The 26,050-nt window shown below is 59.4% G+C and carries 21 protein-coding genes; 6 read left to right on the top strand and 15 right to left on the bottom strand.

The window, feature by feature from the left end; genetic code table 11:
- The first annotated feature begins 129 nt into the window (after positions 1-129).
- Positions 130-423 (top strand): hypothetical protein, encoded by a 294-nt coding sequence (locus SCARR_RS14975; protein WP_136062479.1) that lies wholly within the window; start codon positions 130-132, stop codon positions 421-423.
- Here SCARR_RS14975 and SCARR_RS14980 read toward each other — a convergent pair.
- Genes SCARR_RS14980 through SCARR_RS15020 form a run of 9 tightly spaced genes read right to left on the bottom strand, consistent with a single transcriptional unit; the run spans position 407 to position 13,332 of the window.
- Complete coding sequence (locus SCARR_RS14980) at positions 407-3,490, bottom strand: efflux RND transporter permease subunit (RefSeq protein ID WP_136062480.1); 3,084 nt, start codon at positions 3,488-3,490, stop codon at positions 407-409. The two genes, SCARR_RS14975 and SCARR_RS14980, sit on opposite strands and share 17 nt — an antisense overlap.
- 3 nt (positions 3,491-3,493) lie before the next feature.
- On the bottom strand, positions 3,494-4,576 hold the full coding sequence (locus SCARR_RS14985; RefSeq protein WP_168433336.1) for an efflux RND transporter periplasmic adaptor subunit: 1,083 nt from the start codon (positions 4,574-4,576) through the stop codon (positions 3,494-3,496).
- Positions 4,563-5,996, bottom strand: a complete 1,434-nt coding sequence (locus SCARR_RS14990) for a TolC family protein (RefSeq protein ID WP_136062482.1) — start codon at positions 5,994-5,996, stop codon at positions 4,563-4,565. The genes SCARR_RS14985 and SCARR_RS14990 overlap by 14 nt, the downstream gene beginning before the upstream one ends.
- A gap of 23 nt (positions 5,997-6,019) precedes the next feature.
- A complete protein-coding gene (locus SCARR_RS14995; protein WP_168433337.1) occupies positions 6,020-6,517 on the bottom strand; it encodes a PepSY domain-containing protein in 498 nt (165 codons plus the stop codon).
- A 44-nt stretch (positions 6,518-6,561) separates the two neighbouring features.
- Complete coding sequence (arnD, locus tag SCARR_RS15000) at positions 6,562-7,461, bottom strand: 4-deoxy-4-formamido-L-arabinose-phosphoundecaprenol deformylase (protein WP_136062484.1); 900 nt, start codon at positions 7,459-7,461, stop codon at positions 6,562-6,564.
- Positions 7,449-9,470, bottom strand: a complete 2,022-nt coding sequence (arnA, locus tag SCARR_RS15005; protein WP_136062485.1) for a bifunctional UDP-4-amino-4-deoxy-L-arabinose formyltransferase/UDP-glucuronic acid oxidase ArnA — start codon at positions 9,468-9,470, stop codon at positions 7,449-7,451. The genes arnD and arnA overlap by 13 nt, the downstream gene beginning before the upstream one ends.
- Positions 9,471-9,492: 22 nt before the next feature.
- Positions 9,493-10,440: a glycosyltransferase gene (locus SCARR_RS15010; protein ID WP_136062486.1), complete on the bottom strand. Its 948-nt coding sequence runs from the start codon at positions 10,438-10,440 to the stop codon at positions 9,493-9,495.
- A 4-nt stretch (positions 10,441-10,444) separates the two neighbouring features.
- The gene (locus SCARR_RS15015) at positions 10,445-11,590 is read right to left on the bottom strand and encodes a DegT/DnrJ/EryC1/StrS family aminotransferase (RefSeq protein WP_136062487.1); all 1,146 of its coding nucleotides are present in this window, start codon (positions 11,588-11,590) and stop codon (positions 10,445-10,447) included.
- Positions 11,587-13,332 (bottom strand): phospholipid carrier-dependent glycosyltransferase, encoded by a 1,746-nt coding sequence (locus SCARR_RS15020; protein WP_136062488.1) that lies wholly within the window; start codon positions 13,330-13,332, stop codon positions 11,587-11,589. The genes SCARR_RS15015 and SCARR_RS15020 overlap by 4 nt, the downstream gene beginning before the upstream one ends.
- 71 nt (positions 13,333-13,403) lie before the next feature.
- Here SCARR_RS15020 and SCARR_RS15025 point away from each other — a divergent pair, with 71 nt between their 5' ends.
- Both SCARR_RS15025 and SCARR_RS15030 read left to right on the top strand, forming a co-directional pair.
- Positions 13,404-14,081 (top strand): response regulator, encoded by a 678-nt coding sequence (locus SCARR_RS15025; protein WP_136062489.1) that lies wholly within the window; start codon positions 13,404-13,406, stop codon positions 14,079-14,081.
- Positions 14,059-15,675, top strand: a complete 1,617-nt coding sequence (locus tag SCARR_RS15030; protein WP_136062490.1) for a sensor histidine kinase — start codon at positions 14,059-14,061, stop codon at positions 15,673-15,675. Before SCARR_RS15025 ends, SCARR_RS15030 begins: the two co-directional genes overlap by 23 nt.
- Before the next feature lie 127 nt (positions 15,676-15,802).
- On the opposite strand, the gene SCARR_RS15035 is transcribed toward SCARR_RS15030, so the two are convergent.
- The 6 genes from SCARR_RS15035 to SCARR_RS15060 form a co-directional block, all read right to left on the bottom strand.
- A complete protein-coding gene (locus SCARR_RS15035) occupies positions 15,803-17,059 on the bottom strand; it encodes a HEAT repeat domain-containing protein (protein WP_136062491.1) in 1,257 nt (418 codons plus the stop codon).
- A gap of 149 nt (positions 17,060-17,208) precedes the next feature.
- Positions 17,209-17,901: a sulfotransferase family protein gene (locus tag SCARR_RS15040; protein ID WP_168433338.1), complete on the bottom strand. Its 693-nt coding sequence runs from the start codon at positions 17,899-17,901 to the stop codon at positions 17,209-17,211.
- Complete coding sequence (locus SCARR_RS15045) at positions 17,898-18,482, bottom strand: sulfotransferase family protein (protein WP_168433339.1); 585 nt, start codon at positions 18,480-18,482, stop codon at positions 17,898-17,900. The genes SCARR_RS15040 and SCARR_RS15045 overlap by 4 nt, the downstream gene beginning before the upstream one ends.
- 16 nt (positions 18,483-18,498) lie before the next feature.
- The gene (locus SCARR_RS15050) at positions 18,499-19,305 is read right to left on the bottom strand and encodes a sulfotransferase family protein (protein WP_136062493.1); all 807 of its coding nucleotides are present in this window, start codon (positions 19,303-19,305) and stop codon (positions 18,499-18,501) included.
- Between the two features lie 9 nt (positions 19,306-19,314).
- Positions 19,315-19,932, bottom strand: coding sequence for a YrbL family protein (locus SCARR_RS15055; RefSeq protein WP_136062494.1), 618 nt, complete (start codon positions 19,930-19,932; stop codon positions 19,315-19,317).
- A gap of 93 nt (positions 19,933-20,025) precedes the next feature.
- Complete coding sequence (locus SCARR_RS15060; protein ID WP_168433340.1) at positions 20,026-20,463, bottom strand: DsrE family protein; 438 nt, start codon at positions 20,461-20,463, stop codon at positions 20,026-20,028.
- Between the two features lie 137 nt (positions 20,464-20,600).
- Between SCARR_RS15060 and polA the strand changes: the two genes are divergently transcribed.
- From polA to SCARR_RS15075, 3 genes are all read left to right on the top strand, one after another.
- A complete protein-coding gene (polA, locus tag SCARR_RS15065; RefSeq protein ID WP_136062496.1) occupies positions 20,601-23,387 on the top strand; it encodes a DNA polymerase I in 2,787 nt (928 codons plus the stop codon).
- A gap of 16 nt (positions 23,388-23,403) precedes the next feature.
- Entirely contained in the window at positions 23,404-24,621 is a 1,218-nt protein-coding gene (locus tag SCARR_RS15070) for a hypothetical protein (RefSeq protein WP_136062497.1), read from the top strand.
- Positions 24,622-24,911: 290 nt separating this feature from the next.
- The gene (locus SCARR_RS15075; RefSeq protein WP_136062498.1) at positions 24,912-26,036 is read left to right on the top strand and encodes an ATP-binding protein; all 1,125 of its coding nucleotides are present in this window, start codon (positions 24,912-24,914) and stop codon (positions 26,034-26,036) included.
- Positions 26,037-26,050 lie beyond the last annotated feature (14 nt).

Genomic DNA, 26,050 nt, shown 5'->3' on the forward strand with positions numbered 1-26,050 from the left:
CGCCTGCGATACGTACCGCAGGCGTCCCGCCTGCCTTACTATCCGCCGATTTCTTGTTTTTCGTCACACGTTTTTTGAACACCAAGTTCATGGCGCGTCACAGCCGCAACCAAAGGGTTTAACCAACGAATGAATAAAATCTACGAATGGATTTCCTGCCCTTATTTTGGATTCGTAGTTTTCATTAATTCGCTGGTCATCTCTCGCGCAGCCCTTCGCTGTAAAACGCGCGTGACGAAAAACAAGAAATCGGCGGATAGCAGGGCAAAAGGCGCAACGGAAAGCGCTTCCGTCTTCGCGACCTTTGCGTTCTTCTGTCAAAGAGATCCGTGTCCATCCGCGTTCATCCGCGGTTCAATTTTGGTTGCGGCTATGCCGCGCTGGGTATTCCGTGGTTCAACAACATCTAGCCCCTGGGCTTGAAAGAGACGAGCAGGTGGTAGAAGACCGGCGTGGCGATGAGCGAGAGAAGGACGGAGGTCGTCAGCGCGCCCATCACGGCGACGGCGAGCGGCCGGAGCATGTCGGCGCCCGAACCCATGCCGTAGGCGATCGGCAGCATGCCGAGCAACGTCGTCAGCGAGGTCATCAGCACCGGACGCAGCCGGCGACGGCCGGAGTGGACCAGCGCCTCGGTCAGCGGCTGCCCGCCTTCCACGAGGTGGTCGACCATGTCGAGCATCAGGATGCCGTTCTTGGCCACGATGCCGATGCCGATGATCGCGCCGAGGAACGAGACAATGTTGAGCGAAATGCCGGTCAGCAAAAGGGCGGCAACGGTTCCGAAGAGCGCCAGCAGGGCGCCGAGCATAATGGCGACCGGTGCGGCAAAGTTGCGGAACTCGAAGAGCAGCACGGTAAAGACCAGCACAATGGCCATGGCCAGCACGGCGAGCAGGTTGCGGAAGGCCTCCTGTTGCTGGAGGTAGAGCCCGCCGATTTCAAAGCTGCCGGCGGGCAGCTCGGGATCCTGCCGCAGCTTCGCGATAATATCGTGGACGGCGCTGCCCATGTCGCGCCCTTCGAGGCGGGCGGTAACGGAGACGCTTTGCTTCATGTTGTCGCGATGCAGCTCGATCTGGCCGGGCGCAATCACAAGATCGGCCACCTGCGAAAGCTTGACGATTTCTCCGTCCGGCGTGCGCAGTGGAAGTTCGCGCAGCTCGGCCATGGTGGCGAGTTTACGTGCGTCGGCCGTGATGCGGATATCGACCACGCGGTCGCCTTCGAGGATGGCGGTGGCGGTGGTGCCGATCATGGCGGCCCTAAGCGTGGCGGCCACGGCGGTGGTGTCGAGCCCGTAGCGGCGGGCATCGGCCTCGCGCATGCGGAAGCTGATGTCGTTGCCGGTGTAGACCAGCCCGTTGAACGTGTCCACGATGCCGGGAATGGCCTGGATCATCTCCTCGACCTGCGGCGCCTTGCGCTTGAGGAAATCGACGTCGGTGGAAAAGAGGCGGATCTCGATCGGGTCGGGCGCCCAGGCGAGGTCGCCGATCAGGTCGCCGAGCACGGTCGGGAATTCCCATTCGACGAGCGGCGCGACGGTGTTGAATTTGCGGCGCAGTTCCGACATAACCTCGTCCGTTGCGCGTTCCCGGTCGTTTTTGAGTTTGACCAGAAAGTCGCCGGTATGCGGCTCGGCCACGGCCAGCGCGAGGCGCGCGCCGGTGCGCCGGGAATAGCTTTCGACCTCCGGGAGAGAAACAAGGATTTCCTCGGCCTTCATCAGCTCGCGGTTGGTTTCCTTGAGGCTGGTGCCCGGCGGCGCAACATAGTCGATCACAAAGCCGCCTTCGTCCATGGGCGGCAGGAATTCGCTGCCGAGGCGCGGATAGAGCGCGATGCCCGCCGCGACGAGCAGCAGGCAGAACCCAACGGTGAGGCCGCGGTGGCCGAGGGCGCCGCGCACGGCCTTTTCATAGCCGCGGATGATGGCGCGCAGCACCGGCCCGCCGGCCTCTTCGCCGTCCGTTTCTTTTGCGCGGATGATCCAGGCGCCGACGGACGGAATCAGCGTAACCGCCAGCACCAGCGAGGTCAGCAGCGACACCACCATCGTGATTGCCAGCGACCGGAAAAACACGCCGGTAATGCCGTCGAGAAACGCCAGCGGAATAAACACCACCACCGGCGTCAGCGTGGAGGCCAGCAGCGGTTTCGAGATTTCGCCGATCGTCTGCTTGACCGCTTCAAGCCGCTTCATGCCCCGGCTGATATGGGTGGCGATCGCCTCCACCACCACAATGGAGTCGTCGATAATCGCGCCGATGGCCGCGGCGATGCCGCCGAGCGTCATCATGTTGAAGCTCATGCCGCCGAGCTTCAGCACCAGCAGGGTGATCAGCACCGAGATCGGAATCACCAGAATGGCGACAAACGTGGTGCCCACCTGTTTTAGAAACAGATACAGCACCACCGTGGAGAGAAAGATGCCCAGCAGCAGCGCTTCCCAGGTGCTGCGGACGGACTCCTTCACGATCTCCGACTGGTCGTAGAAGAAGGCCAGTTTCATATCGGGCGGCAGTTCGGTGCCGAGCTCCTTGAGCTGCCGTTTGAGCTCGCGTGCAATATCGAGCGTGCTGCCGTCGGGCTGGCTGCGGATGTTGAGCAGCACGGCATTCTGCCCGTCGGCCGTCACAAGGTTGTAGACCGGTTCCGGGCCGCGCGCCACCGTGCCGATGTCGGCGATGCGCAACGGATGCCCGTCCGGCGTCTGCAACACAAAGTCTTCCAGCGCCTCGGGCGAAGCAATCCGGCCGTCGAGCACCGTGAGGTAGAGCGCATGGTTTTCTTCGTGCATGCCCGCCGGGGTGATCAAGTTGTTTTGTTCCAGCGCATCGGCGATATCCTGCATCGTCAGGCCGAACGATTTGAGACGGACCGGATCGACCGTGATGTGGTATTCGGCGGCGCGCCCGCCGACGAGATCCACGCGCGCCACGCCCGGGATGCCGAGGAAGCGCGGCTTGAGGTCGTAGCGGGCGGTTTCCGAGAGCTGCACGAGGTCGCGCGTATCGCTCGTCAGGCTGACGCCAAGGATAGGGAACGAAGAGAAGGTCATGCGGTAGACGCTGGTTTCCGCCTCCGCCGGCAGGCTGCCGCGAATCTGCGAGAGGCGGCCGAGCACAAACAGCTCCGCCTGCTTCATGTCCGTCTTCCAATCAAAGTAGACGCTGATCTCCGCCGCGCCGCGCCCGGTGGAGGAGCGCACGCGCTCCGCGCCGGGGATATCCTTCATCACCTCTTCGATGGGACGCGTGATGCGCGCCATCATTTCGTCGCCCGGCATCACGCCGCTGTCGATCAGAATGGCGACGCGCGGAAAATTGGTTTGTGGAAAAACGGACGACGGCACCTGCAGGGCGGAATAGATGCCGCCCAGGCAAAGCGCCACGCTGACAAAAACAATGGAAAGCGCGTGGCGTACGGCGAAGCGCCCCAGCAGGGACCCTTCCTTTTCGATGAGGGAGGACGGCTGGTTCTTCATTGGTTAGCGTCCAATCACTTCAACGCGGGTTTCTTGCGGCAGCCCATAAGCCCCCTCGGAGGCGATCGGCATGCCCGCGGCAAGGCCCTCCCCTTCGATTTCAATCCAGCCGTCTTCCCGCAGTTTTCCAGTCACTGGAAGCCGGGAAGCGCGGTCGCCCGAGAGCACGGCGACGTAGGTTTCGCCGTCGGAATTGGTGACGAACGCTTCGGCCGGAACCGCGAGGCATCCGGCATGGGTTTCGCACAGAATCCGTGCGCGGACAAACTGCCCGATCCGCAACGAGACGTCCGCCAGCAGCGTTGAGCGGATTTCGAGCGTTCCGTTCTTTGGATCAACCGCTTCGGCGATAAAGCCAATCGTTCCTGCATCGATCCAACCGTTGGCGGTCTCGACCTGCACCGGCATGCCCTGCTGTACGCGGCCGGCCGCCGCGGCGGGCAGCTGCATCGAAACCACTCGGCGGTTTGCATTCAGAATTTCGCCCAGCGTCTGCGCGGCCTGTACCGCGTCGCCGGCGTTGATCCGCACGGAGGCGACGGTTCCGGCAATCGGCGCGCGGATCGTTTGGTAATCCAGCTGCACCTGCGCGGCGACCACGGCCTGTTCGGCCTGATGGAAGTTGCGCGCGGCCTGCTCATACTCCATCTGAGAGGTGCCTTCGATTTCCAGCAGCCGGGTCTGGCGGTCAAATTCCTTGCGGGAAAAATCAAGGAGCTGCTGCTGTTCCTTCATCGCCAGTTCCGCAGCACGCGCATCGAGCTCAAGCAGCACGTCGCCCTTTTTGACGGCCTGCCCGGGACTGCATGCGAGGCGAAGGACTACGCCGTCGATGGCCGACTGCACCGCAACGCGGCCGGCGGGCGCATCCGCGCCGGCCGGCGCGGCGACCAGATTGCCGTAGACCACCTCGTAGCCGTGCAGGGTGGTTTTGACGATCTCGCCGGCCTGGACGGGAACCACGGTTTCGATGGCTTCTTCCGCCTCCTCCGCCTCTGCGGACGGGTGGACAAACAGCAGCCCAACGGCAATGGCAACAGCGCAGAGCGCCAGCATTCCGATGAGTGATGATTTAGTTGTTTTCATGGGCATCCTCGTTGTGATCGATGGTTTGTTTCAAGGCGGTTTGCCAGCCGGGCAGGTCGGCGGGGCTTTGCAGTTCGCTCTCCAGACGGCCCAGCGCCGCCTGCGCCTCCATCTGTGCGGCGAGTTTTACCTTGTTCATTTCAAGGAGAGCAATTTGACCAGCGAGCTCCTGTTCCGCCGAGACCGCGCCCTCCATCGCCTGTTTTTCCAATCGTTGGAACATGGCTTTTCTGGCTGCATGCATTTTAGAGGCGATGAGAAACTGAACATAGGTGTGGCTGTAGTCGGCGGAGGCCTGCCCGAGATTGCCCAGCACGCTGGTTTGCAATGCGTTGAACCGCGCGGCCGCTTCCTCCCGCCGGCGGCGGGCCGTTTCGATGGCCGCCTGGTTCCGGTTGAACAGCGGAAGCGTGAACGACAGGCCCAGTCCCCATTTGTTGTCGCCCTGGTCGTATTCATATCCGGGGCCGATCACGAGGTCGGGATACTGCCTCGCAACTTCGAGCTGCAGCTGCGATTGGGCGGCATTGTATTCCGCCAGCAGCCCGAGAATGTCGGCCCGGTTCATCAGGGCTTGCTTCCTGACCGTGGAAACGGGCATTTCGCCCGGCAACTGTTCTTCAAATTCGCTGAAATCAAGCGTGACGGCCCGCAAGGCGGATGACGGAATTCCGATGACCGAGGCCAGCCGGGCGCGGGCCATCCCCTCCTGCTTTATGGCTTCTTCCCAATCGAGCTGAACCATGCTGTCGGCCTCGCGCGCCTGATCCACCGCCATTCGGCCGGTGCCTCCCAGCTGCCGCTTCCGGTCAATGGCCTGCAGCAGGAGGTTCTGGAATCCCTCCTGTGCATCCAGCAGATCCCTGTTCTGCCGGGCGCGGTAGAGATCCAGCATTTCGGCGCGCACCTGCACGCGGGTCTGCCACGCCGTTTGAACCAGCTCGAGCCACGCGGCATCCGCCCGGAAACGCGCCTGCGCGATACGCGCCTTGCGCTTGCCCGGCTGTTCGAGGGTGAAATCGAGGGAGGCGGGAATAACCCAGCGTGCGAGGCCTTCATCGGAAGAGGTGCTGCTGTTGAAGGCCGGAGCAATGCCGAACGTCGGGTTGGGATATTCACCCGCGCCGCCGATTTCCGAAACCGCCGCGGCCCAGCGCGCACGGGCGGCGGCCAGCTCCGGCTGGAAGTAAAACGCCGCCAGCGTCAGCTCCGCCGCATTCCAGCCTGCGGAAGCGCCGGCGTCCGGCCGGTTGGTTGCCATGAATTCCGCCAGGCCGGGATCGGCCAGCGAGCGCGCATCAAAGGCGGCCAGATTGGATTCCGGATCCAGCGGGCGGTCATCGTAATGGGCGCAGCCTGCCAGCAAAAATACGAGCAAGGCAAAGAGCGGAAGGTTTTTGGCCAGCATTCTTCGAGTCATAGTGATGTCCCAGATTTCAAAGGCTAATCGTCGTCTTCTTTTTCACCCTTCTTCTTGCCTTTGGTTTCGAGTTCGATGATCTGGCCCTTTTCATTGATTTTAAGTTCCATGGCCTGGCCGGTCATGACGATGTTTATCTCGTATAACGCCGCCGCATCCTTTTCCTTCACCAGCTCGGCCTTTTTGACCGCAGCATTGGCGAAGCTGGCCAAGGTGGCCTGAACCTTTTTCGGCAGGTCTTCTACGGCGACCTGTTGCTCGGTTTCCAGCACCGTTCCATCCGCCGCAATCTTAAGGTCGCAGCCCTTGCCGCCCGCCGTCATTTCGACTTCATAAACCACCGCGCCGTCATCCTTTTCCTTTTCAATGTCCTTGATGGTTCCGCCCGGGCAGGCCGCATTCGCGGCGGCCACTACCGCGGCCGGAAGCTGGTCGGCCTTGATTGCTTTTCCGCCGGCCCATGCCGACACCGCACCTACCGCCAGCGCAGCCAAACCTAATCTAATCACTTTTCCACTCATTTTATCTCTCCTCCGGAATACCGGAATTAGATGCATGTTTATAATTACACGTGTGAGGCCTGAAAGGCAATCCAGCCTTCGCGTCCGGGGAGCGTGCGCGGGACGACGGCGTCGCCGGGCAGCGCGGTTGCTTCGCCGAGCAGCGCGGCGGTGGGAACCACTTCGATGCCGCGCTGGACGGCCTTAGCGAGAAAGTCGTCGAACAAGCCGCGGCAGACGATGCCCTCGACCTCGGCGTGGATGGTGAGCACGTTCAGCCGGTCCGGCTGGATGAGCGAAAGAATGTGGTCGTTGTAGGTTTCGTTGGTGATGCCGCCGCACCCAATGATTTCGTCGTAGGTCGGCAGCGTGACGGGAACCTGCGGCTGCTTCAGCCGCTGGCCGGCGACCACCGGCATGAATACGGACGAACCGCGGCAGTCGCTGTTGTATTGGAACGGAAAGCGCTCCTTTTGCAGCAGCGCCGCGTCATTGCACTTCCAGCCCGGCGCCGCCGAACAGGTCGGCGCCTGCCCGCAGATTTTTTCCAGCAGCTTGAAGCCATTCTCCAAGTGCCGGAAAACGGCGTCGTCATCCATCGTGGCGATCTTGGCCTGCCACGCGTGGTGGTCCCAGGCATGCAAGCCGATCTCGTGGCCCTCTTCGGCGGCGCGCTTGATTTGCGCCGCCAGCTTTTCCCCAATGACCGGCCCCGGGAAGAAGGCGCCGCGCAGCAGGATGTCCCAGCCGTAGAGGCTGGAGGCGTTGCTGCGCAGCATCTTTAGCAGAAAGGCAGGTCTGAGCAGACGCCAGAGGTGCCGGCCCATGTTGTCCGGTCCGACCGAAAAGAAAAACGTGCCCTTCACGCCGTGCTTTTTCAGCACGTCGCACAGGCCGGGCACGCCCAGCTTGGTTCCGCGGAACGTGTCCACATCAATTCGAAGTCCAAGTTTCAAACCGCGCATTCCTCGAGCACATATTTCTCTTGTGCAAATTCGCCGGACTCGATGGCCTGCTCCAAAAAGAAGTCGAGCGTTTTGCCGATGGAGGCGTCGAGACTGATCTCGGGAGCCCAGTCGAGGCAGCGCTTGGCGTTCTTGATGCTCGGGACGCGGCGCACCATGTCCTGGTAGCCCTTCCCGTAGTAGGTGCCGCTCTCGACTTCAATACAGCCGGCGAAGGGCGGGAACTGGTCGCGCAGCGGATGGGTATCGAACTGCTTTATGAGCATTTCAGCCATCTCCTTGATGCTGGCTTCGTTCTCGGGGAATCCAATATTGATGATTTTTCCGGTGCACTTGCCACCTTCGTTTTCGATGATGCGGTAGAGCGCCTCGATCGCCTCGTCGACGTCGATGAAGCAGCGCTTCTGCTCGCCGCCGTCGATCAGCTGGATCGGGGTGCCCTGGCAGAGGTTGAGGATGAGCTGGGTGATGGCGCGCGATGAACCGATGCGCGCCGAGTTGAGCGTGTCGAGGCGCGGGCCGATCCAGTTGAAGGGCCGGAAGAGCGTGAAGTCGAGCCCCTCCTTTTCGCCGTAGGCCCAGATGACGCGGTCGAGCATCTGCTTGATGCAGGAGTAGATCCAGCGCTGCTTGTTGATCGGGCCGAGCACGAGCGGCGACTCCTCTTCGTCGAACTGTTCGTCGGGGCACATGCCGTAGACTTCGGAGGTCGAGGGGAAGAGGATGCGCTTCTTGTATTTCACGCAGCTGCGGACGATGCGCAGGTTTTCCTCGAAGTCGAGCTCGAAGACCTTGAGCGGGTTGCGCGTGTATTCGATCGGCGTGGCGATGGCGACGAGCGGAATGATGATGTCGCACTTGCGGATGTGGTATTCGATCCATTCGTTGTGGATCGTCACGTCGCCTTCGCGGAAGTGGAAGTCCGGCTCGTCCATCAGGTGCTCGATGTAGGTGTTGCGCAGGTCGAGGCCGTAGACGTCGTACTTGCCGCTCTTGAGCAGGCGGTCGGAGAGGTGGCTCCCGATGAAGCCGTTGACGCCGAGGATCAGCACGCTCTTGCGGCGCTCGGCCTCGTACTTGGTTTTCGGGTTGGGGCCGAACTTCATGTTGGGCAGCAGGCGGGAATCCTCGGCGAGCTGGCCGCCGTTGAGGATCACGCCGCCGTCGGCCTGGCCGCTCTCGACGCGCAGCGCGCCGCCGGAGCAGGCGACGATGAGCGGGTTGGTGCTGAGGATGGTTCCGGGGGCGGCCGCCGCCGCGGCGGGTTCGACCGAAACCTGCCAGAGCAGGAACTTGCGGTCGCCGATGAACGAGAAGGCGCCGGGGTACGGGCGGGTGACGGCGCGGACGAGGTTGCGGATCTGTTCGGCGCCCATGTCCCAGTTGATCTCGCCGTCGGCCGGCGTGCGCCCGCCGAAGTAGGAGGCCTTGGAATGGTCCTGCGGAGTGCGCGATGCGGTGCCGCTCTTAATTTTCGGCAGGACGTCGAGCAGCAGGGGTTCCGCGCTGCGGACCATTTTGCCGAAGAGCGATTTGGCGGTGTCGTCGTAGTCGATTGCGATGCGGCGCTGGGCGATGATGTCGCCGTCGTCGGGCCGGGGCGTCATGTAGTGCAGCGTGATGCCGGTTTCGGATTCGCCGTTAGCGAGCACCCAGTTGACGGGGCAGCGGCCGCGGTAGACCGGAAGCAGCGAGCCGTGCAGGTTGATGCAGCCCTTCGGCGGAACGGCGAGCAGCTCCTTTTTAACCATGTTGCGGTAGTAGAACGAAAAGATCACCTCCGGCTCCATGGCGCGGATTTTCTGGACGATCAGCGGGTGGTTGATGTCGTCCGGCGCATAGACCGGAATCCCGAGTTCGGAGGCGAGCTCCGCCACCGAATTGAACCAGAGGTTTTCGTGCGGGTTGTCGACGTGGGTGAAGACGGCGCTGATTTCGCAGCCGCTTTTGAGCAGCGCTTCAATGCCTTCGCATCCGATCGAGTGGTAAGCTAGTACAACAGTTTTCATGAGGATTCCTTTTCGTTATAAATTAAAGTTTTCGGCCAACCAGCTGACGGACGAAATAGCGGGGGCGGTCGCGCACATCGTGGTAGATGCGGCCGATGTATTCGCCGAGCAGGCCGAGCCCGACAAACTGCGCGCCGACGAACACAAAGAGGATGGCAAAGAGCGTGAACACCCCTTCCATGGCCCAGGCGCTGCCCCAGAGGATGCGCAGAACGATGATCAGCACACCCAGCGCGATGCCGGCTAGGGCGACCAAGCCACCGACCACGCTCAGCACACGCAACGGAAAAGTGGTGATGCTCGTGAGCAGATCGAACTGGAGGTTGATCAGTTTCCAAAAGCTGTATTTCGAATCGCCGTCGGTGCGTTCGCTATGCCCGACGGGGATCTCGGTCACCTTGTGGGCGAAGGTGTTGGCCAAAACGGGAATGAAGGTGCTGCGTTCGCGGCACTGGCACATGGTTTCGACGATTTCGCGGGTGTAGCCGCGCAGCATGCAACCGTAGTCGGTCATATGCACCCCGGTCGATTTCCGGACCACCTTGTTGACCATCCGCGACGGCAGCGTGCGCAGGAACGAGTCCTGCCGGTCTTGGCGGACGGTGCCGACGACATCGTAGCCTTCGAGCATTTTTTTCACCACGTTGGGGATCTCTTCCGGCGGGTTCTGCAGGTCGGCGTCGAGCGTAATGATGAAGTCGCCTTTGGCATGGGCAAAGCCCGCCATGACGGCGGCGTGCTGGCCATAGTTGCGGTTGAGCAGCACGCCGACCACCTTGCCGCCGTGCGTTTCGGCGGCATCGGAAATCATGCGCGCCGACCCGTCGCGGCTGCCGTCATCAATGAGGATGATTTCGTAGGGAATATGCATACCGTCGCAGGCAGCGATGCAGCGCCGGGTAAGTTCGGACAGGTTTTCCTGTTCGTTGAAAACCGGGATGACAATCGAGGCCATGGTGTTTTGATTCATCGGGCTAGTCCTTTGCTGCAGCTAACGTTGATTTGATGGCGGCCGCGACATCGTCGACGTCCGCATCCGTCATAGACGGGAAAAGCGGGAGCGAGCAGATGCGGTCGGAGTTCCATTCGGTGTTCGGCAGCAGGCCGCGTTTCATGCCGAAGGTTTCGGTGTAGTATTTCTGCAGGTGGATGGCGCGAAAGTGCAGGCCGGTTCCAATATTGCGCTCCTTGAGCGCCGCCATGAACACGGTGCGGTCCGTGGCGGCCCGGACGATAAAGAGGTGCCATGCGTGGAGATGGCCGTATTCCGGAAGGCCCAAGGGAAGGATTTCGGGAATGTCCGCAAGCCGTTCGCGGTAACGCGCAACAAGTTCCGCTCGGCGCGCATTGAAGCCGTCGAGACGTTTGAGCTGACCGAGGCCGAGCACAGCGGCGATGTCGGTCAGGTTATACTTGAAGCCCGGCTGGATGACCTGCGCCTGCGGGGTGCGGCCCTGGGTTTGACGGTCGAACGCATCGACACCGAGGCCGTGGAACTTGAGCGACTTGACCTTGGCCAGCAACGCCTCGTCGTCGGAGCAGACCATGCCGCCTTCGCCGGTGGTCATGTTTTTGATCGGGTGGAAGGAAAAGATGGCGGTGCCCTTTTTGCCGATGCGTTCGCCGTTGTATTCGGTGCCGGCGGCGTGGGCGGCGTCTTCGATCAGCGCCAGACCGCGCTCGGAGGCCAGCTGGCGAATCGGATCCATATCAGCAGGCGCGCCGGCATAGTGGACGGGTATGATCGCTTTCGTCTTGGAGGTGACGAGCGGCTCGATGGTCTCTCGCGAGACCATCAGCGTATCGCGATCGATGTCGGCAAAGACGGGGGTGGCGCCGAGCAGGCAGATGAGGTTGGCGGTGGAGACCCAAGTCAGCGATGGCGTAATGACTTCGTCGCCGGGGCCGATGCCGAGCGCGAGCAGCACACAGTGCATGCCGGCGGTGGCGGAGCAGACGGCCACCGCGCCGGCGGCGCCGGTGTAGGCGGCAAACGCGCCCTCGAAGCGGGCGCAGTTGGGGCCGGTGGTGATCCAGCCGGAGCGGAGCACGTCGCCGACGGCGGCGATCTCTTCTTCGGAGATGGTTGGAACGGAAAAGGGAAGGAATTGGGTTCTCATAGGGCAATCCTTGTTGTTGGGTTGTTTACATTTTCGGTAAGGGGTTCGTATACGGCATACCAGATTTTCAGCCACTCCCGTTCGTAGTCCGGCATTGGAAGTTCGGCCTTGATGCGGACGCCTTGGGAGCTCTTCATGGCCAGTACCACGCGCCGGCCGCCGCGCTGCAGGAGCAGGCGCTCCAAGTCCGGCATGTCGAGCAGGCGGTGCGCGGCCTCCGGATACGAAACTCCGTAGGTGAGTTCGCCGGCCCGGCGGAAAAGATAGACATCGTCGCGCTTGTACACATAGCAGAGCGAATGGGCGGTTCGAGGAACGCCGACGAGAATGGTGTCCGGTTCTATGCGGCTGCGTTCCGATTCTAGAAACCCTTGCAGGCCGAAGGCCTGGGAGACCTCGGTCGGGATGCAGGTGGCAAAGGTGATGGACAACACCGCGGCGGAGAGCCCCAGCCGGACGGTCTTCTGCCGGTTGCCGCGCCCGCTGAGCGCGAGCCAAACCGCCAGCGCCAGCCCAGCCAGCGCACCGCAAAACTTCAGCGTGAAATGCGCATCGAGAGGCGGCAGAACTTCCAGGAAGCAGAGGCCGCCCACCACCAGCAGACCGACCATTGCGGTGGCTAGAATCGTTGCAAAAATGCTGGAGCCCACCAGCAGGGAGCGGTTTTCCCCGCCCTCTTCGGAGCGGTCGGCCAGCGCGAGGGCCAGCAGCAGGGCAAACGGGGCGAAGCAGGGCAGGATGTAGGTGGCCAGCTTGCCGGACGACGCCGAGAAAAAGAGCAAAGGGGCAACCAGCCAGCACAGCGCAAACTGCACCAGCGGCTCGCGGCGCCGGCGGCGGACGAGGTCGCGCAGCGGCAGCGGCGCAATAAAGGCCCAGGGAATGGCACCGGCGATGAGGACGGGGAAGAAGTACCAGAACGAATGGGCGTGCTGGGCCTCTCCCTGCGAAAAGAAGCGGCGAACATGCTCCTCCCAGAAAAAGTAGCGCCAAAAGTCCGGCTCCCGGTCAGCGATGGCCAAGCACCACGGCAGCGCCACGGCCAGCGCGGCCGCCAGCGGAATCCAGGGCACGATGAACAGCTGTTTCCACTGCCGGCGGAGCAGCAGGTAGGGCACGACGACCACCACCGGCACCGCCACCGCGATGAAGCCTTTCACGAGGAAGGCGCCCCCTGCGAACGCCCCGCTCAGCGCGAGCCAGCCCGCGCGCTTTTTGCCGGCGGCATCGAGCGCCGCATAGCAGCAGCACAGCGAAAGGGTGATGAAGCCGGAAACCATGCTGTCGAGCACGCTGAAGGTTCCGATAACCATCATCTCGCCGCAGGTGAGGAAAATCAATGCCGCCAACGCCGCGGTTTCCAGCCCGAGGCGGCGCTTCAGCAGGGCGAAGAGCCCCCAGGCGGAGAGCCCCGCCGCCAGCGCCGACATCAGCCGCACAGCAAAGTTGGTTTCGCCAAAAGCCGCCATCGAGGCGGCGTTGAGCACATGGCCGCCGGCGGGCTTTTCGAAATAGCGCAAGCCGTTGAGGCGGGGGGTGACGAAGTCGCCGGAGGCGAGCATTTCCCGGGCGATTTCGCCATAGCGCATTTCATCAGGGATCGCGAGCGAACGGCAGCCCAACGGCAGCAGGTAGACAGCGATATAAAGCAAGAGCAGGCCGAAGCAGATTCGTTTCATGGAGATTGAAGCTAAATGCGAACCGGCGGCCGCACAAGAAAGCGAGCATAACCATTTAATCATCGCGTTCAATTTGCGGCGCGGCGCGCCTTTTGCTAGAACCTTGACTTGTGTTGGCGAAATGAGGAACGGCTTTGAACCTACTGCTGATCGAAGATGACCCAAAAATTGCGTTGTTCGTGGTGAAAGGCCTCCAGCGGGCCGGCTATGCCGTCGAGCATGCGGCCGATGGCGAGGCGGGGCTTCGCTTGGCGCTGGAAGGCGACCATGGACTGTTGATCGTGGACCTCATGCTTCCGGGACTCGATGGAATGGAAATTATCCGCCGCTTCAGGGAGCACGGGCGCAGTACGCCGATTTTGATTCTCAGCGCCAAAAGCGTTGTCGAAGACCGGGTGGAGGGCCTGCAGGCCGGCGCCGACGACTATCTGGTGAAACCGTTTTCCTTCGCGGAGCTTTTGGCGCGCGTGGAAGCCCGGACGCGCCGCTACGACGGGCTGGCTGCGCCGCAGGAGCTGTGCGTGGCGAACCTGCGCGTGGATCTGCTGCGGAACAAAGTGTTTCGCGGCGAAACCGAAATCGAGCTCCAGCCCTTGGAATACATACTGCTCGTCTATTTAATGCGCCAAACGGGACGGGTGGTTTCCAAAGACACCATCCTGCAGCAGGTGTGGGAATACAACGCGGGGGCCCACACCAACGTGGTCGAGGCCCGGATCTATAAGCTGCGCGACAAGGTGGACCGGGACTTTGAACCCAAACTGATCCACACCGTAAGAGGAGCCGGCTATGCGCTCGAAATCAAAGGGTAGTTGGCGCAGGACGTTCCAGTTCAGGCTGGTGCTGTACTATTTTGTGCTCACCTTGTCGGTACTGGTCGTCACCTACGGGATCAGCCACCTCGTGCTGTACAACCAGCTGCAGTCCGAGACCCGCATCCGGATGAATCAAGCCATGGAGTTTTTGACCGAAAGGTATTTTGGGTCGAGCGCCGAACAGGATCCGCAAATCATCCCCAACAGCGAGTGGCCGGCCTCCGTTCAAACCAACTTCTTCAAAGCCTTCCCCAAGGTCATGGTCGGCATGATCGAGGCAGAGGCGCAGCACGACGGCCGCGGCTATGAAGTTATCGCCTCCACCGGAACGGAGCGGCTGGAAATCCTGATCTCCGCCGCCGGGCAGATGTGGATCAGCCATTCGGAATCGATCGAAGAGGTGTTCCATTCGCTGGAAACTGCCATTGCGAATCCGCTGGACGACGCTTCGGTTTCCGCGATTAAGCTGCTGCTGCTGGACCCGGCCGGAGGCCGGCTGGCGGAAACCTCACCAAGTGCATTCTCGCCCGCACGGATTGCCGCGCTGCGCCGCGAACTTGAAGACCGCACGGAAGCGCTCCTGACCAGCCCCAGACACGGCCTTTTCATGGCGCGGGAAATGTATGATGGAAACGTGCTGTGCATTTCGAATGATTTTTCCTTCGGCCAGCTTGAACTACGGCGCTGGTGGGAGTTCTTTCTCGGGCTGCTGGCGATTTTTGTGCCCGGCAGTATTTTCATTGGCTGGTTTCTTTCGTGGCGGGCGATGGCCGGGGTCAAGCGGGTGACGGCGGCGGCCCGCACATTGGATGCGGGGCATTTGCAACACCGCGTCGGCAGCCGCCGGGGCGGCACCGAGGTGGAAGAGCTTTGCGACGCCTTCAACAGCATGGCCTCGCGGATTGAAGCACTGGTGCAGGAGCTGCGGGATGTCACCGCCAATATTGCCCACGATATGCGCACCCCCATCACCCGGATCAGGGGACTGCTCGAAACCATGGAATGGAACTGCGCTTCGGAAGCCGAATGCGAGGAGGTCGCGGGCATGGTGATCGAAGAATGCGACCACCTTGCCCCGCTCATCAACGACATCCTTGAGGTGGCCCGTGCCGAAACCGGCGTGCTGGTGCTTCATCCGGAACCGTTCGACCTCAGCGCTGAAGCGCAGAAGGCGACCGCTGTTTTTTCGGGTTCGGCGCAGGAGAAAAAAATCACCCTGCAAAGCAAGTTCCCCGCCGAGCCGGTCCGCCTGGTCGGCGACCGCCGCCGGATCCAGCGCGTGATCGCCAACCTGCTCGACAACGCCATTAAGTTTACGCCGGACGGCGGCAGGGTGAACGTCCAGCTCTCCGCCGATCAAAACGAGGCCCACTTGGAAGTGGCCGACAACGGCCCCGGAATTCCCTTGTCGGAACGGGAACGCGCATTTGAGCGCTTTTACCGGTGCAGCGCCAGCCGGACAACTCCAGGAAACGGACTAGGCCTGAGCCTCGTGAAAGCCTTTGTCAACGCGCACGGCGGCACCGTGCAGATCGAAGCGGCCGACCCTGCCGGGTGCATCGTCTCGCTGCGGCTTCCGCTCGGAGATTAGTGCGCCATGACGGTGCGGCACGGCGTCTTCGTGATCGGTCGTGCGGTAGAGTTCCAGCGCCGCCGATGCGCGCTGCTCGGCCGGGTGCAGGCCCGTTGCGCAAAACCTCGGGCCTACCGCCTGCTGGTTAAAGTTCAAGACGCCCAACCTGCTCCAGTAAGCCATCTATAATAGCCATCTGATTTTCTGAAAGGGCGCCATCGCTTCGCAGCTCGATCAACTCGCCCTTCAACAGGTCTAAAAACGCAGCCGGGTCCGAATCCATCGACAGTTCTCTGCATGTCGCTTGGCAGGCGGCAAGCTTGGCATCCGGGTTCGATTCAACCGCCATCTGAGCCATGAGCTGCGCGGCGTCAACACCGTCCGCCCCGTCCAAGGCCTGATACAAATACCGCCGGACATCGGGATCGGCTTCGGCAGCGATAAACCCCATCACCTCCGCCCCGTCCATGCCGGGCTCGTCGGCATAGGCCAGCGCCCAAGCCGCCGCGGCGCGGACTTCGTCGTCGGGATCGAGCAAACCTAGACGGCTGATTTCAGAAACATCCCCCGTCGATTCCTCCAGCCCCTCAAACAGGCGCACGCGGATCTCTGGATCGGAGGCCAGCTCGTAGACCTCTTTGAGATAGCCCCGTCCTTCATCCGAATCAATGCAGCCCAAGCCAGCCAACGCAAACTCGATCGCATCGTCCTGCCCATCGGTAACGCCCTGCTCAAATAAGTCCATCAACACCTGTGCCGCCTCGGCACTTCCCAGTTGCCCCAAGGCCTCCGCCGCAACAAGCGCTATGGCCGGATCAGCCTCAAAGTCAAAGGCCAGCTCGGAAAGGATCGCTGTCGCGCTGTCGCCGCCATAGTTGCCCAGCGCGCGAATGGCGGCGCGCGCAACGACTGCGGATTCCGAGCCCAGCGCGCTGACGGTCAAATCGTATGCCCAACGCTGATCCGCCGCAGACAGTCCGTCCAAAACCGTGGCGCGCAAATATTCATCCGCGCCGTCATCATTCACAAACGCGTGAAGAAATGCCCGTGCTTCCGGATCATCCAAACGGCACAGCGCCCAAAGCATGCGTTGACGCTCCTTTGCGTCCAAGCCTTCCGATCCTAGCGCATCAATCAGCTCCGCCGCGCTCCAACCAGAATATTTCCCCGACGCCGACTGGCCGAACAGCTGCCGCATCACGGCTTGCACATCCGGCCCATCCAAACGCTCGGCGGGAGGTCGCGCAACCGGGCGCTGGGAAAGTGAAACAGGAATGGACTCTTCGGCCATAGGCGGGGACGGAACAACAACCGGTGCACGGTCGGGCGCAAACCACCTTCCGCCCAGCCAAAGCAAGCCAACAATGGCCGCTCCAATTATGCACTTGTAGATCAGTTTCATATCAACGACGCCAGCTCTCCGCACATTACCCCAAGTCACAAATTAAACGACAGGGGGTTCACCACGGAGACACGGAGGTACGGAGGTACGGAGTTTTGAAACCTTATCCTCCGTGTCTCCGTGGTGAAGAATTCCGTTTGTTTGCAGGATTAAAATTCATAGCCCATCAGTTCGATCTCATCCTTGAAAATCTCGCCGATACGCTCCGCTTCGGCGGCGGTCAGCACATCGCGGTAGTGCCGCTTGTCTTTGCGGTAGGAGCCTTTGGCAAACGGCATTTCGATGGGGCCGGGCAGCTCGAACCGCTCCTGCAGCAGCTTAAGCTCGTCCTTTAAGTTTTCAAATTTGCAGACCCGGTCCATCGCCGCCTTGCCGTCGATCGCGTAGCAGCGGATGCCTCGTTTTTTCAAGATGCCGATGTCGGCGGATTCCAAATATTCGGAAACCGGCGGCCGCGGTTCGGTCTTGTTTTTCCAGTAATACAACGAGAGCACCTTGTCCCACGGGTTCCGCTCAAAACAAAACTTGTAATAGCTGCTCCAGATGTCGTCGCCGATCAATTCCTTAACCATGAACGCGGGCATGTGATTGTAGTAGAGGCGTTTTTCCCGCTTGCGGAAAAGCAGGTTCAAGCGGTCCATCAAGCCGTAGTCGGAGCGCGGCGCCAGATGGTTCTGCGGGCCCCGGCAACCCAGCTCGCCACGGATCTTTTCATCGGCCGGAGAGATCGGCGTGATAATGTCGTCGGGGCCGCAATACTTGCTCAACGCAATCTCAAAGCTGGTGCCTGCCGTTTTAGCCGTCTTGATGAAAATGAATTTATGCTTATGCGAAACAATCATTTCCCTCTCCCAAAACATTTGCGCAGCTTGGCCAGCGCGCCTTCCCGTTTCTCGGATTTTCCGGCATGCGGGAACGGCTTGTTCGGCACGTTCTTGCCGAGGAACGGACAGAGCTTGTCCCAGCCGTCCATTTCGGCCAAGTCCATCACAAGCAAGTCGTCCGTCCGGTCTTTAAAATAGTCCAAGACCTCTTCGTTGTGGCGCTTGTAGCGGGCCCGATATATTTCTTCGTTCCCCTCCGGGCAGCCCGCGCCGTAGATCCACTTCCGCATGCAGGTTTCGCGCGTGCCGAAATGCTTCACCTGGCTCCTGAGCCACGCCTCCGGATCGCGTAGCGTCAGCACAAACTTGCTGCCGGGATAGCGCTCGTCGAGCTCTTTATATATGATCGGCCAAGGGTTGTCCTGAAAGGCGTCGTGCTCCGCAACAATCGGCCCGGCCAGTTCCATAACCTGCTCGGCGATGTCCGGGTTCTGCACGCCGAACATGCCCGCGACCCGATAGCCCAGAATGCGCAGCGCCCTTCCGAGGCTCGTCGTTCCGGTTTTATGGAAGCCAATGCAAAAAACTTTCGTATTCATAGATCTCCTTGTGCCCCTACCACTCATTGTCCGAGGCGTAGCCGTAGGCAATCAGCATGTCGCCGGCCACCGGCTTGAACTGCGCCTTTTCGGCGGCGGTCATCTCGGCCATCCACTTTCCCGACCCGTCGAACAGCTTTTGGTTGATCTGCCAATTCCTGAATTGGTTATGGTTCTGCCCCTCGTTTTCGCTGACGGTCGTTGCGTTCTGGGAAAAGATTTCCATGGGCTTTTCGTGGAACGAAAACATAGTTTCCTCAAAGGGCTCGCCGATGAATTCGCATACCTTCGCCATGGCGGCATCACTATCTTTCACAAGCTGTTCGTAGGTCAGCGACATCACATTCGGGTGATCCTTCCATTCCTCCGCGGCCTGGTTGTCGGCCACCCAGCGTTGCAGCCCTTTTTCAAATTCGCCAAAACGCTTGCGGAACGACACGGCCACATCTCGCCCGTCGCGAACCACAACCAGCACCTTGGCATCGGGGTAGTCGCTGAAAACATCCTTGATGTACCGGACATGCCCTGGCGTTTTTTCCACCCACCGGCGCTTGCCGTGCGCAATGGCGTCGCGGCTCCAAACCATGCGGGCCAGCTTTTTCTTGAAGCCGGAATGCATAAAGACCCGGCTCTCGTAGGGAACCGCATAGATCCGGCTGTGCGCGCCGAGTATGCGCAGCAGCACCGACGTGCCGCTATGCCCGCACCCCACCACAAAAACGGGCGGTGCATCCAGCTTCCACCCGGATGCGCGACGGCGGAGATAGGCGAAACAACTCGAACAAAACTTTTCGTTTCTAAGGATTTTAGATGTCAGCCCCATGCTTCCCTTTCAACCTGCCACGGCCAAGCCATACCGCGCATTGAACTTGTCGATCTTATGCTCAACCTTGCGGGCGCCCACAAACGGCAGCCACGAGGAAACGGGCAGCAGCTCCGACGATCCAAATCCGTCGATCATGTAGATCGTGATTTTTTCGGCGCCCATTTGAACCACCAAGTTGTGGTGGAGAATATCGCGGGTCACGAGCCGTTGCTCGCGAAACAATTCAAAAAAATCCTCCAAGGCGGCCTGCAGCTCCGGCGTTTTCCCGCTGGCTTTAATATAATCGCGCACGGTTTTGGAAACCTGACCGTCGGCGTCACGGATCAGATCGGTCACGATGCCGTCTCCGCGATTGGTCGACTGTATGCCATAGCATCGCGGGAAGTGCGCCCAAACGGCTTCGCCCTTTTTTTCCAGCAACTGAAATGATTTAAACTCACGCAAGTTGTCGTCGAACATGGAAAGCGGACGCAGCTTTTTATACCAAACGGCGGTCTGCTTGCGCGTGGCGGGATTGCCTCTGGCACTGAGTGTTTTTATGCACTTCGAGGAATCGGACGGATGGACAAAACAATACCGCCGCCCCCCCTGCGCAAAAATCAGATCATCAGTCAACTCAATCATAAAAACAAAACCATACCTTACAAACAACAAAGCGGGATGTTGGTATATTCAACGGATTGAAACCAGCCTTTATTCCACTGGAAGTCCGCCCCGCTACAGCACCACGACCTGGTAGCCCTTTTCAATCCACTTCACCAGGCTCGGATGGCCGTCATAATCGCCGACGAGCAAGTTGCGCTGCTGCTCTGTAAGTTGATCCTTCACGCCGAACTGTTCGGCGCAGTAGTCGCAGATCTCCTCAACCATGCCGAGCTCCTTGATTTTTACATAGTGTTTATGCAACGGATTCTCCGGTTTGCGCAGCTCGTTGGCCCAGCCCGTCCCCGCACCGTCGAAGATCAGCACCACAGTATATCCGCCTTCAGCCAGCTCGCGGGCATAGAGCAAGGCATGGATCGCGCGCGCCATGCCCTCGTTCGTCTCGTTGCCCGCCTGCAGCACAATGGCATACTTCCCCTTCGGCTCGCTCTTCTGCGCCCCCGCAAACACAACTCCCAACACCATCAACATAATCAATAACAGCTTTTTCATGGCCAGCTCCTTCCAATGATTGGAAGATTTTCTACAGGATTTTCCAGACATTGGAAAGCAGACCCTGTAGCATTCGCGGTTCAGTCATTGAACAAAAATACGGAATGCGAAGTACGGAATAAAAAGGGAACACACCTATGCAAAAGAAACTCTTTCTCATCGACGGCATGGCCGTCGTCTACCGCGCCTACTTCGGGCTCATCCGCAACCCGCGCATCAATTCCAAGGGCGAAAACGTCTCGGCCGTGTTCGGCTTCATCAACACGCTGCTCGACATTATGCACACCTACGAACCGACGCACATCGCCGTTGCGTTCGACACCCACGAGCCGACCTTCCGCCACATCGAATACCCCGAATACAAGGCCACCCGCGACGAAACGCCCGAGGGCATCCGCACCGCTGTCCCACACATTCGCAACCTGCTGACCGCCTTCAACATCCCCGTACTCGAATATCCCGGCTTCGAGGCCGACGACGTGATCGGCACCCTCGCCCGCCAGGCCGAGCAGCAGGGCTTCGACACCTACATGGTTACCCCCGACAAAGACTATGCCCAGCTCGTCGACGAGCACACCTTCATGCTCAAGCCCGGCAGCGGCAAATCCGGCGAACTGCTCGACGTAGCGAAAATTCTGGAGCAGTGGAACATTGCTAAGATCGAGCAGGTCATCGATATCCTCGGGCTCGCCGGCGACGCCGCCGATAACATTCCCGGCATTCCCGGCATCGGCCCCAAGACCGCACAGAAACTCATCGCCGAATACGGCTCCATCGAAAACCTGCTCGAACACACCGACGAACTGAAGGGCAAGCAGAAGGAAAAGGTCGAAGACAACAAAGCCCAGGCCCTGCTCTCCAAACGCCTCGTCACCATCAAGAGCGACGTACCGGTGAAGGAAAACCCGGCCGAGCTGATCATGGGCGTCCGCAACGACGACCAGCTCAAGGTTCTTTTCAGCGAACTCGAATTCAAGTCGCTCATCAAGCGCCTCTTCGGCGAGTCCCCCTCCCTGGCCTCCGTCGCCGTGGCCGCCGCCACCGAGGGCCAGGGCGACCTCTTCGAATTCGCCGCCTCCGCCCATCCGGAAATGATGGAGCCGCTGCCGCAGTTCGATACCATTAAGGATGTGAAGCACAACTACCACCTCGTCACCACCGCCGCCGAACGCGACGCGCTCGTCTCAAAACTCGCCGGTTGCTACGAAGTCTGCTTCGACACCGAAACCACCGGCCTCGACGTCCGCGTTGCCGAGCTCATCGGCATCTCGTTCTGCATCGAGCCCCACGAAGCGTGGTTCGTCACCCTCCCGCCCGACCGCGAACAAGCCTTGCTGGCGCTGGAGCCGTTTCTTCCGATCCTGCAAAACCCCGACGTGCGGAAAGTCGGACAGAATTTGAAATACGACGTCAGCATCCTCAAGTGGCACGGCATCGAAGTCCGCGGCGAACTGCTCGACACCATGCTCGCGCACTACCTCATCGATCCCGACCAGCGCCATAACATGGACCACATGGCCGAATCGCTGCTCAACTATTCCCCCGTCCCGATCACTGCGCTCATCGGCGAAAAGAAGAGCACGCAAAAAACGCTGCGCGACGTCGATCTCGACGAGCTCTGCGAATACGGCGCCGAAGACGCCGACATCACCCTCCAGCTCTGGCACAAGCTCAAGCCGATGCTCAAGGAGCGCGGCCAGGAACGCGTATTCTACGAAATTGAAACCCCGCTCATGCCCGTGCTCGCCACGATGGAATACAACGGCGTCAACCTCGACGTTCCAGCCCTTGGAAAGTTTTCCGCGGAGCTCGGCATAAAGATCCATGCCTTGGAAAGCGCCATCTACACCATGGCCGGCATGGAGTTCAACCTCAACTCGCCCAAGCAGGTCGGCGAAGTGCTCTTTGATCTGCTCAAGCTCGTTGAAAAACCCAAGAAGACCAAGACCGGGCAATACAAGACCGACGAGGAAGTGCTCTCCAGTCTGGCGCCCGACCACGAGATTGTCCGGAAGATGCTCGACTACCGAGGGCTCACCAAACTTAAAAGCACCTATGTCGACGCCCTGCCGTTGGAAGTCTTCGAAGGGACCGGGCGCTTGCACACCACCTACAGCCAGGCCGTCACCACCACCGGGCGCCTGTCGTCGGTCAACCCCAACCTGCAGAACATCCCGATCCGCACCGAAGACGGTCGCGAAATCCGTCGCGCCTTCATCCCGCGCGAAGGCTTCACCCTGCTCGCCTGCGACTATTCCCAGATCGAGCTGCGCATCATGGCCGAGCTCTCCGGCGACGCCGGCCTGCGCGAAGCCTTCATCCACGGCGAAGACATCCACACCGCCACCGCCGCCCGCGTCTTCGGCGTCGGCAAGGACGACGTCACCCGCGAAATGCGCAGCAAGGCCAAGATGGTCAACTTTGGCATCATCTACGGCATCTCCGCCTTCGGCCTTGCCCAGCGCCTCGGCATTGGGCGCAAAGAAGCGCAGGAAATCATCGAGCAATACCGCGCCAACTATCCCGGCGTGCAGGGCTACCTCGACTCCACCATCGAATTTGCGCAGCAGCATGAATACGTCGAAACCATCACCGGCCGCCGCCGCTACATCCGCGACATCAACGCCCGCAACCAAATGGTCCGCGGCGGCGCCGAGCGCAACGCCATCAACGCCCCCATCCAGGGAACGGCCGCCGACATGATCAAAATCGCCATGATCGCCATCCAAAAAATGCTCGAAGAAAAGAAGTCCAAAACCAAGCTCCTGCTGCAGGTCCACGACGAACTTGTCTTCGACCTCGCCCTCGACGAAAAGGACGACCTCCTCCCCCTCATCGAGGAAAAAATGAAATCCGCCATCCCGATGGAGATTCCCATCTTGGTTGAGTCCGGCACTGGGGAGAATTGGCTGGAAGCGCACTAACGGAAGGAGCAATAGGATGAGCAGGGAGTTTTCAGGACACTGGTATGCGCCTAACTCAAATGAACGCTATGGAGGCAAGGCCATACATCAAAACAGCACTCTCAGGCTAATCCTATGGAAGCATGACAACTTTATAAACTATGATTTATTGCTAGGCGAAACCCTTGATGGCATCAAGCTTACGGCAATATTATGCAATAGACGGCACCAACACCACCCAAACATAGAAACGTTCATCTCAGAAACAACATTTGAAATTTCAGCTCTTTTGATTGGCGCCCACATTCACTCCTTAAATGAGCTTAGTGAGCTTGGTATTGCTTTCACTTTTTCCGGTTTACACCAATGGCTTGAGTATGGCGCCAAGGAGAAACCACCAGGCCAAATTGAGGTTCATGAATACTTAGGTAGACGTATTCCATTTTCATTGCACGACGAAGCGCGTAGCGAAAGAACCTGTTTCGAATATCATGAGAAGTCAAATTACGTCGTATCATTTTGGCAGGAAGAAAAGAAACTTGGCTCATTCCTCAACCACTCGTATTTCACCGAACTTTGGATGAGTGATTTCCTGTCATTTGTAACCCAACAAAAGATTTTCACAAGGGATGCGTCCCTCAGGTCACCACGACTGCGCATCTCTACAGAAATGATCAAGCCTTACTACAACAAGAACGCCTCCTTCGATGATGGGCGCATCCTAATCCAGTTTCATAAAATTCAGGATCGCATACCCTCTTTATGGGAAGAATGGTGTCGATTGGAAACGGAATATCGTCCACTGATCCACCATCACATAAAGCATCTTACAACCGAACAACTCGAAGTCTCCGATATCTTTCTTGACCTAGCAATTACGGTTGAGTTTTACGGTCGAAAACGGTTTTCCTTGGACAAATTTGAGCCAATAATAAACAGGATTTGGGAGGAACAACCTGAAATAATTCGTAATTTTCTTGGCAAGAAAAGCTCCTTTTCCAAATCAGCAAGGCTCTTTAGAAATGAGTGCGCGCACCTTACTCCCCAGAAACCTGTCAATCGCTACAACCTCGATGAACTCAAAGAACTGCAACTAAAACAAATTCACTTATGCTGGAAACTCAATATTCTCTGCAAAACCATAATTCTTTCTGAACTCGGTTTTTCCCATGACGAAATCAGCAGAATGGCTCTCGATCCACAAACAACAAACCACTTTCAGATCCCAAGCATCAACTCACAGCAACTTATTTAATTATGCCAGCCAAAGAAACGAACCTCTCATCCCAAAGCATGGCGGCTCTCGAAACCTGAATAGTTTGCAGGTGGCGCAACTGGTTGTGGGAGCGGATTGCCACTTCCTTCGGTCGTTGCTTTCTAACAGAAAGCCTCGCTACGCGTCCGATCCGCTGCCCCGAACGCATGGACACGGCGGATCGGAATCCAAACCATTCATGGAACACGGATCCACATTTTAATGTGAATTTATGGAGTCATGATCCATAAATTATTGACACCCATCCGTCTCCGTGCTTTTGTATCTCCATGATTGCGAGACACTACAATCTAGAACAGGAGCTCGCTCCGGGCAAGGCGCTGATCCTGACCGGCGCCCGGCAAGTCGGGAAAACCACCCTGCTGAAGGAGTTTCTGGGCTGGACGCCTCTGAAATACAAACTGGATTCGGGCGACAACATCCGGATTCAGGATTTACTGGGTTCCCAGGACTTCGGACGAATCCTTCCCTATGCCGAAGGCTATGAACTCATTGCCATCGACGAGGCGCAGAATATTCCAAACATTGGAATGGCTCTGAAAATCCTGGTCGATGAGCGCCCCGACCTGCGGCTGATCGCCACAGGCTCCGCCTCGTTCGAGCTGGCCCGGCAGGTTGGCGAACCGCTAACCGGCCGGAAAAAGACCTGCCACCTGTTTCCCATTGCCCAAATGGAGCTGCTGAACACATGCAACCGCCATGAACTTAAAGAACAGCTGCCCGAATTTCTCGTATATGGATCCTATCCGGAAGTGGCTACCGAAACCTCCCCGAAAAAAAAGCAAGAGTTGCTGAATGAGTTGGTGGACTCCTACCTCCTGAAGGACCTCCTTGCCCTCGAAAAGGTGAAAAGCCCCCGGACACTGCTGGACATGCTCAAGCTGCTGGCGTTCCAGGTTGGCAAGGAGGTTTCGTTCAACGAACTGGCCGGGCAATTGCACATCGACGTCAAAACGGCCGGGCGCTATCTGGACTTGCTCGAAAAAAGCTATGTCCTGATTCGCTCCACTGGATTCAGCCGCAACCTCCGCAAGGAGGTGACGTCCAAGCACCGCTACTACTTTGCCGACAACGGCATCCGCAACGCCGTGATTGCCCGTTTCAATCCGCTTGACCAGCGTGACGACATCGGAGCGCTCTGGGAAAACTTCATGGTTGTCGAGCGCCGAAAAAGACTCGAATACAGCGGCACCCGCATCCCCCTCCATTTCTGGCGAACCTACACCCAGCAGGAAATCGACTGGGTGGAAGAGCGCGACGGCAATCTCTTTGGCTACGAATGCAAATGGTCGCCGAAGAAAACAGCTAAAACCCCGCCCGAATGGCTAAAGTGCTATCCAGATGCCGAATTCCTGTCCGTGACTCCGGAAACCGGATACGACCTCATCCTTTGAACGTTGTCAAATTT

It is taken from the genome of Pontiella sulfatireligans (assembly GCF_900890705.1).
In the GTDB taxonomy this organism is placed as follows: domain Bacteria; phylum Verrucomicrobiota; class Kiritimatiellia; order Kiritimatiellales; family Pontiellaceae; genus Pontiella; species Pontiella sulfatireligans.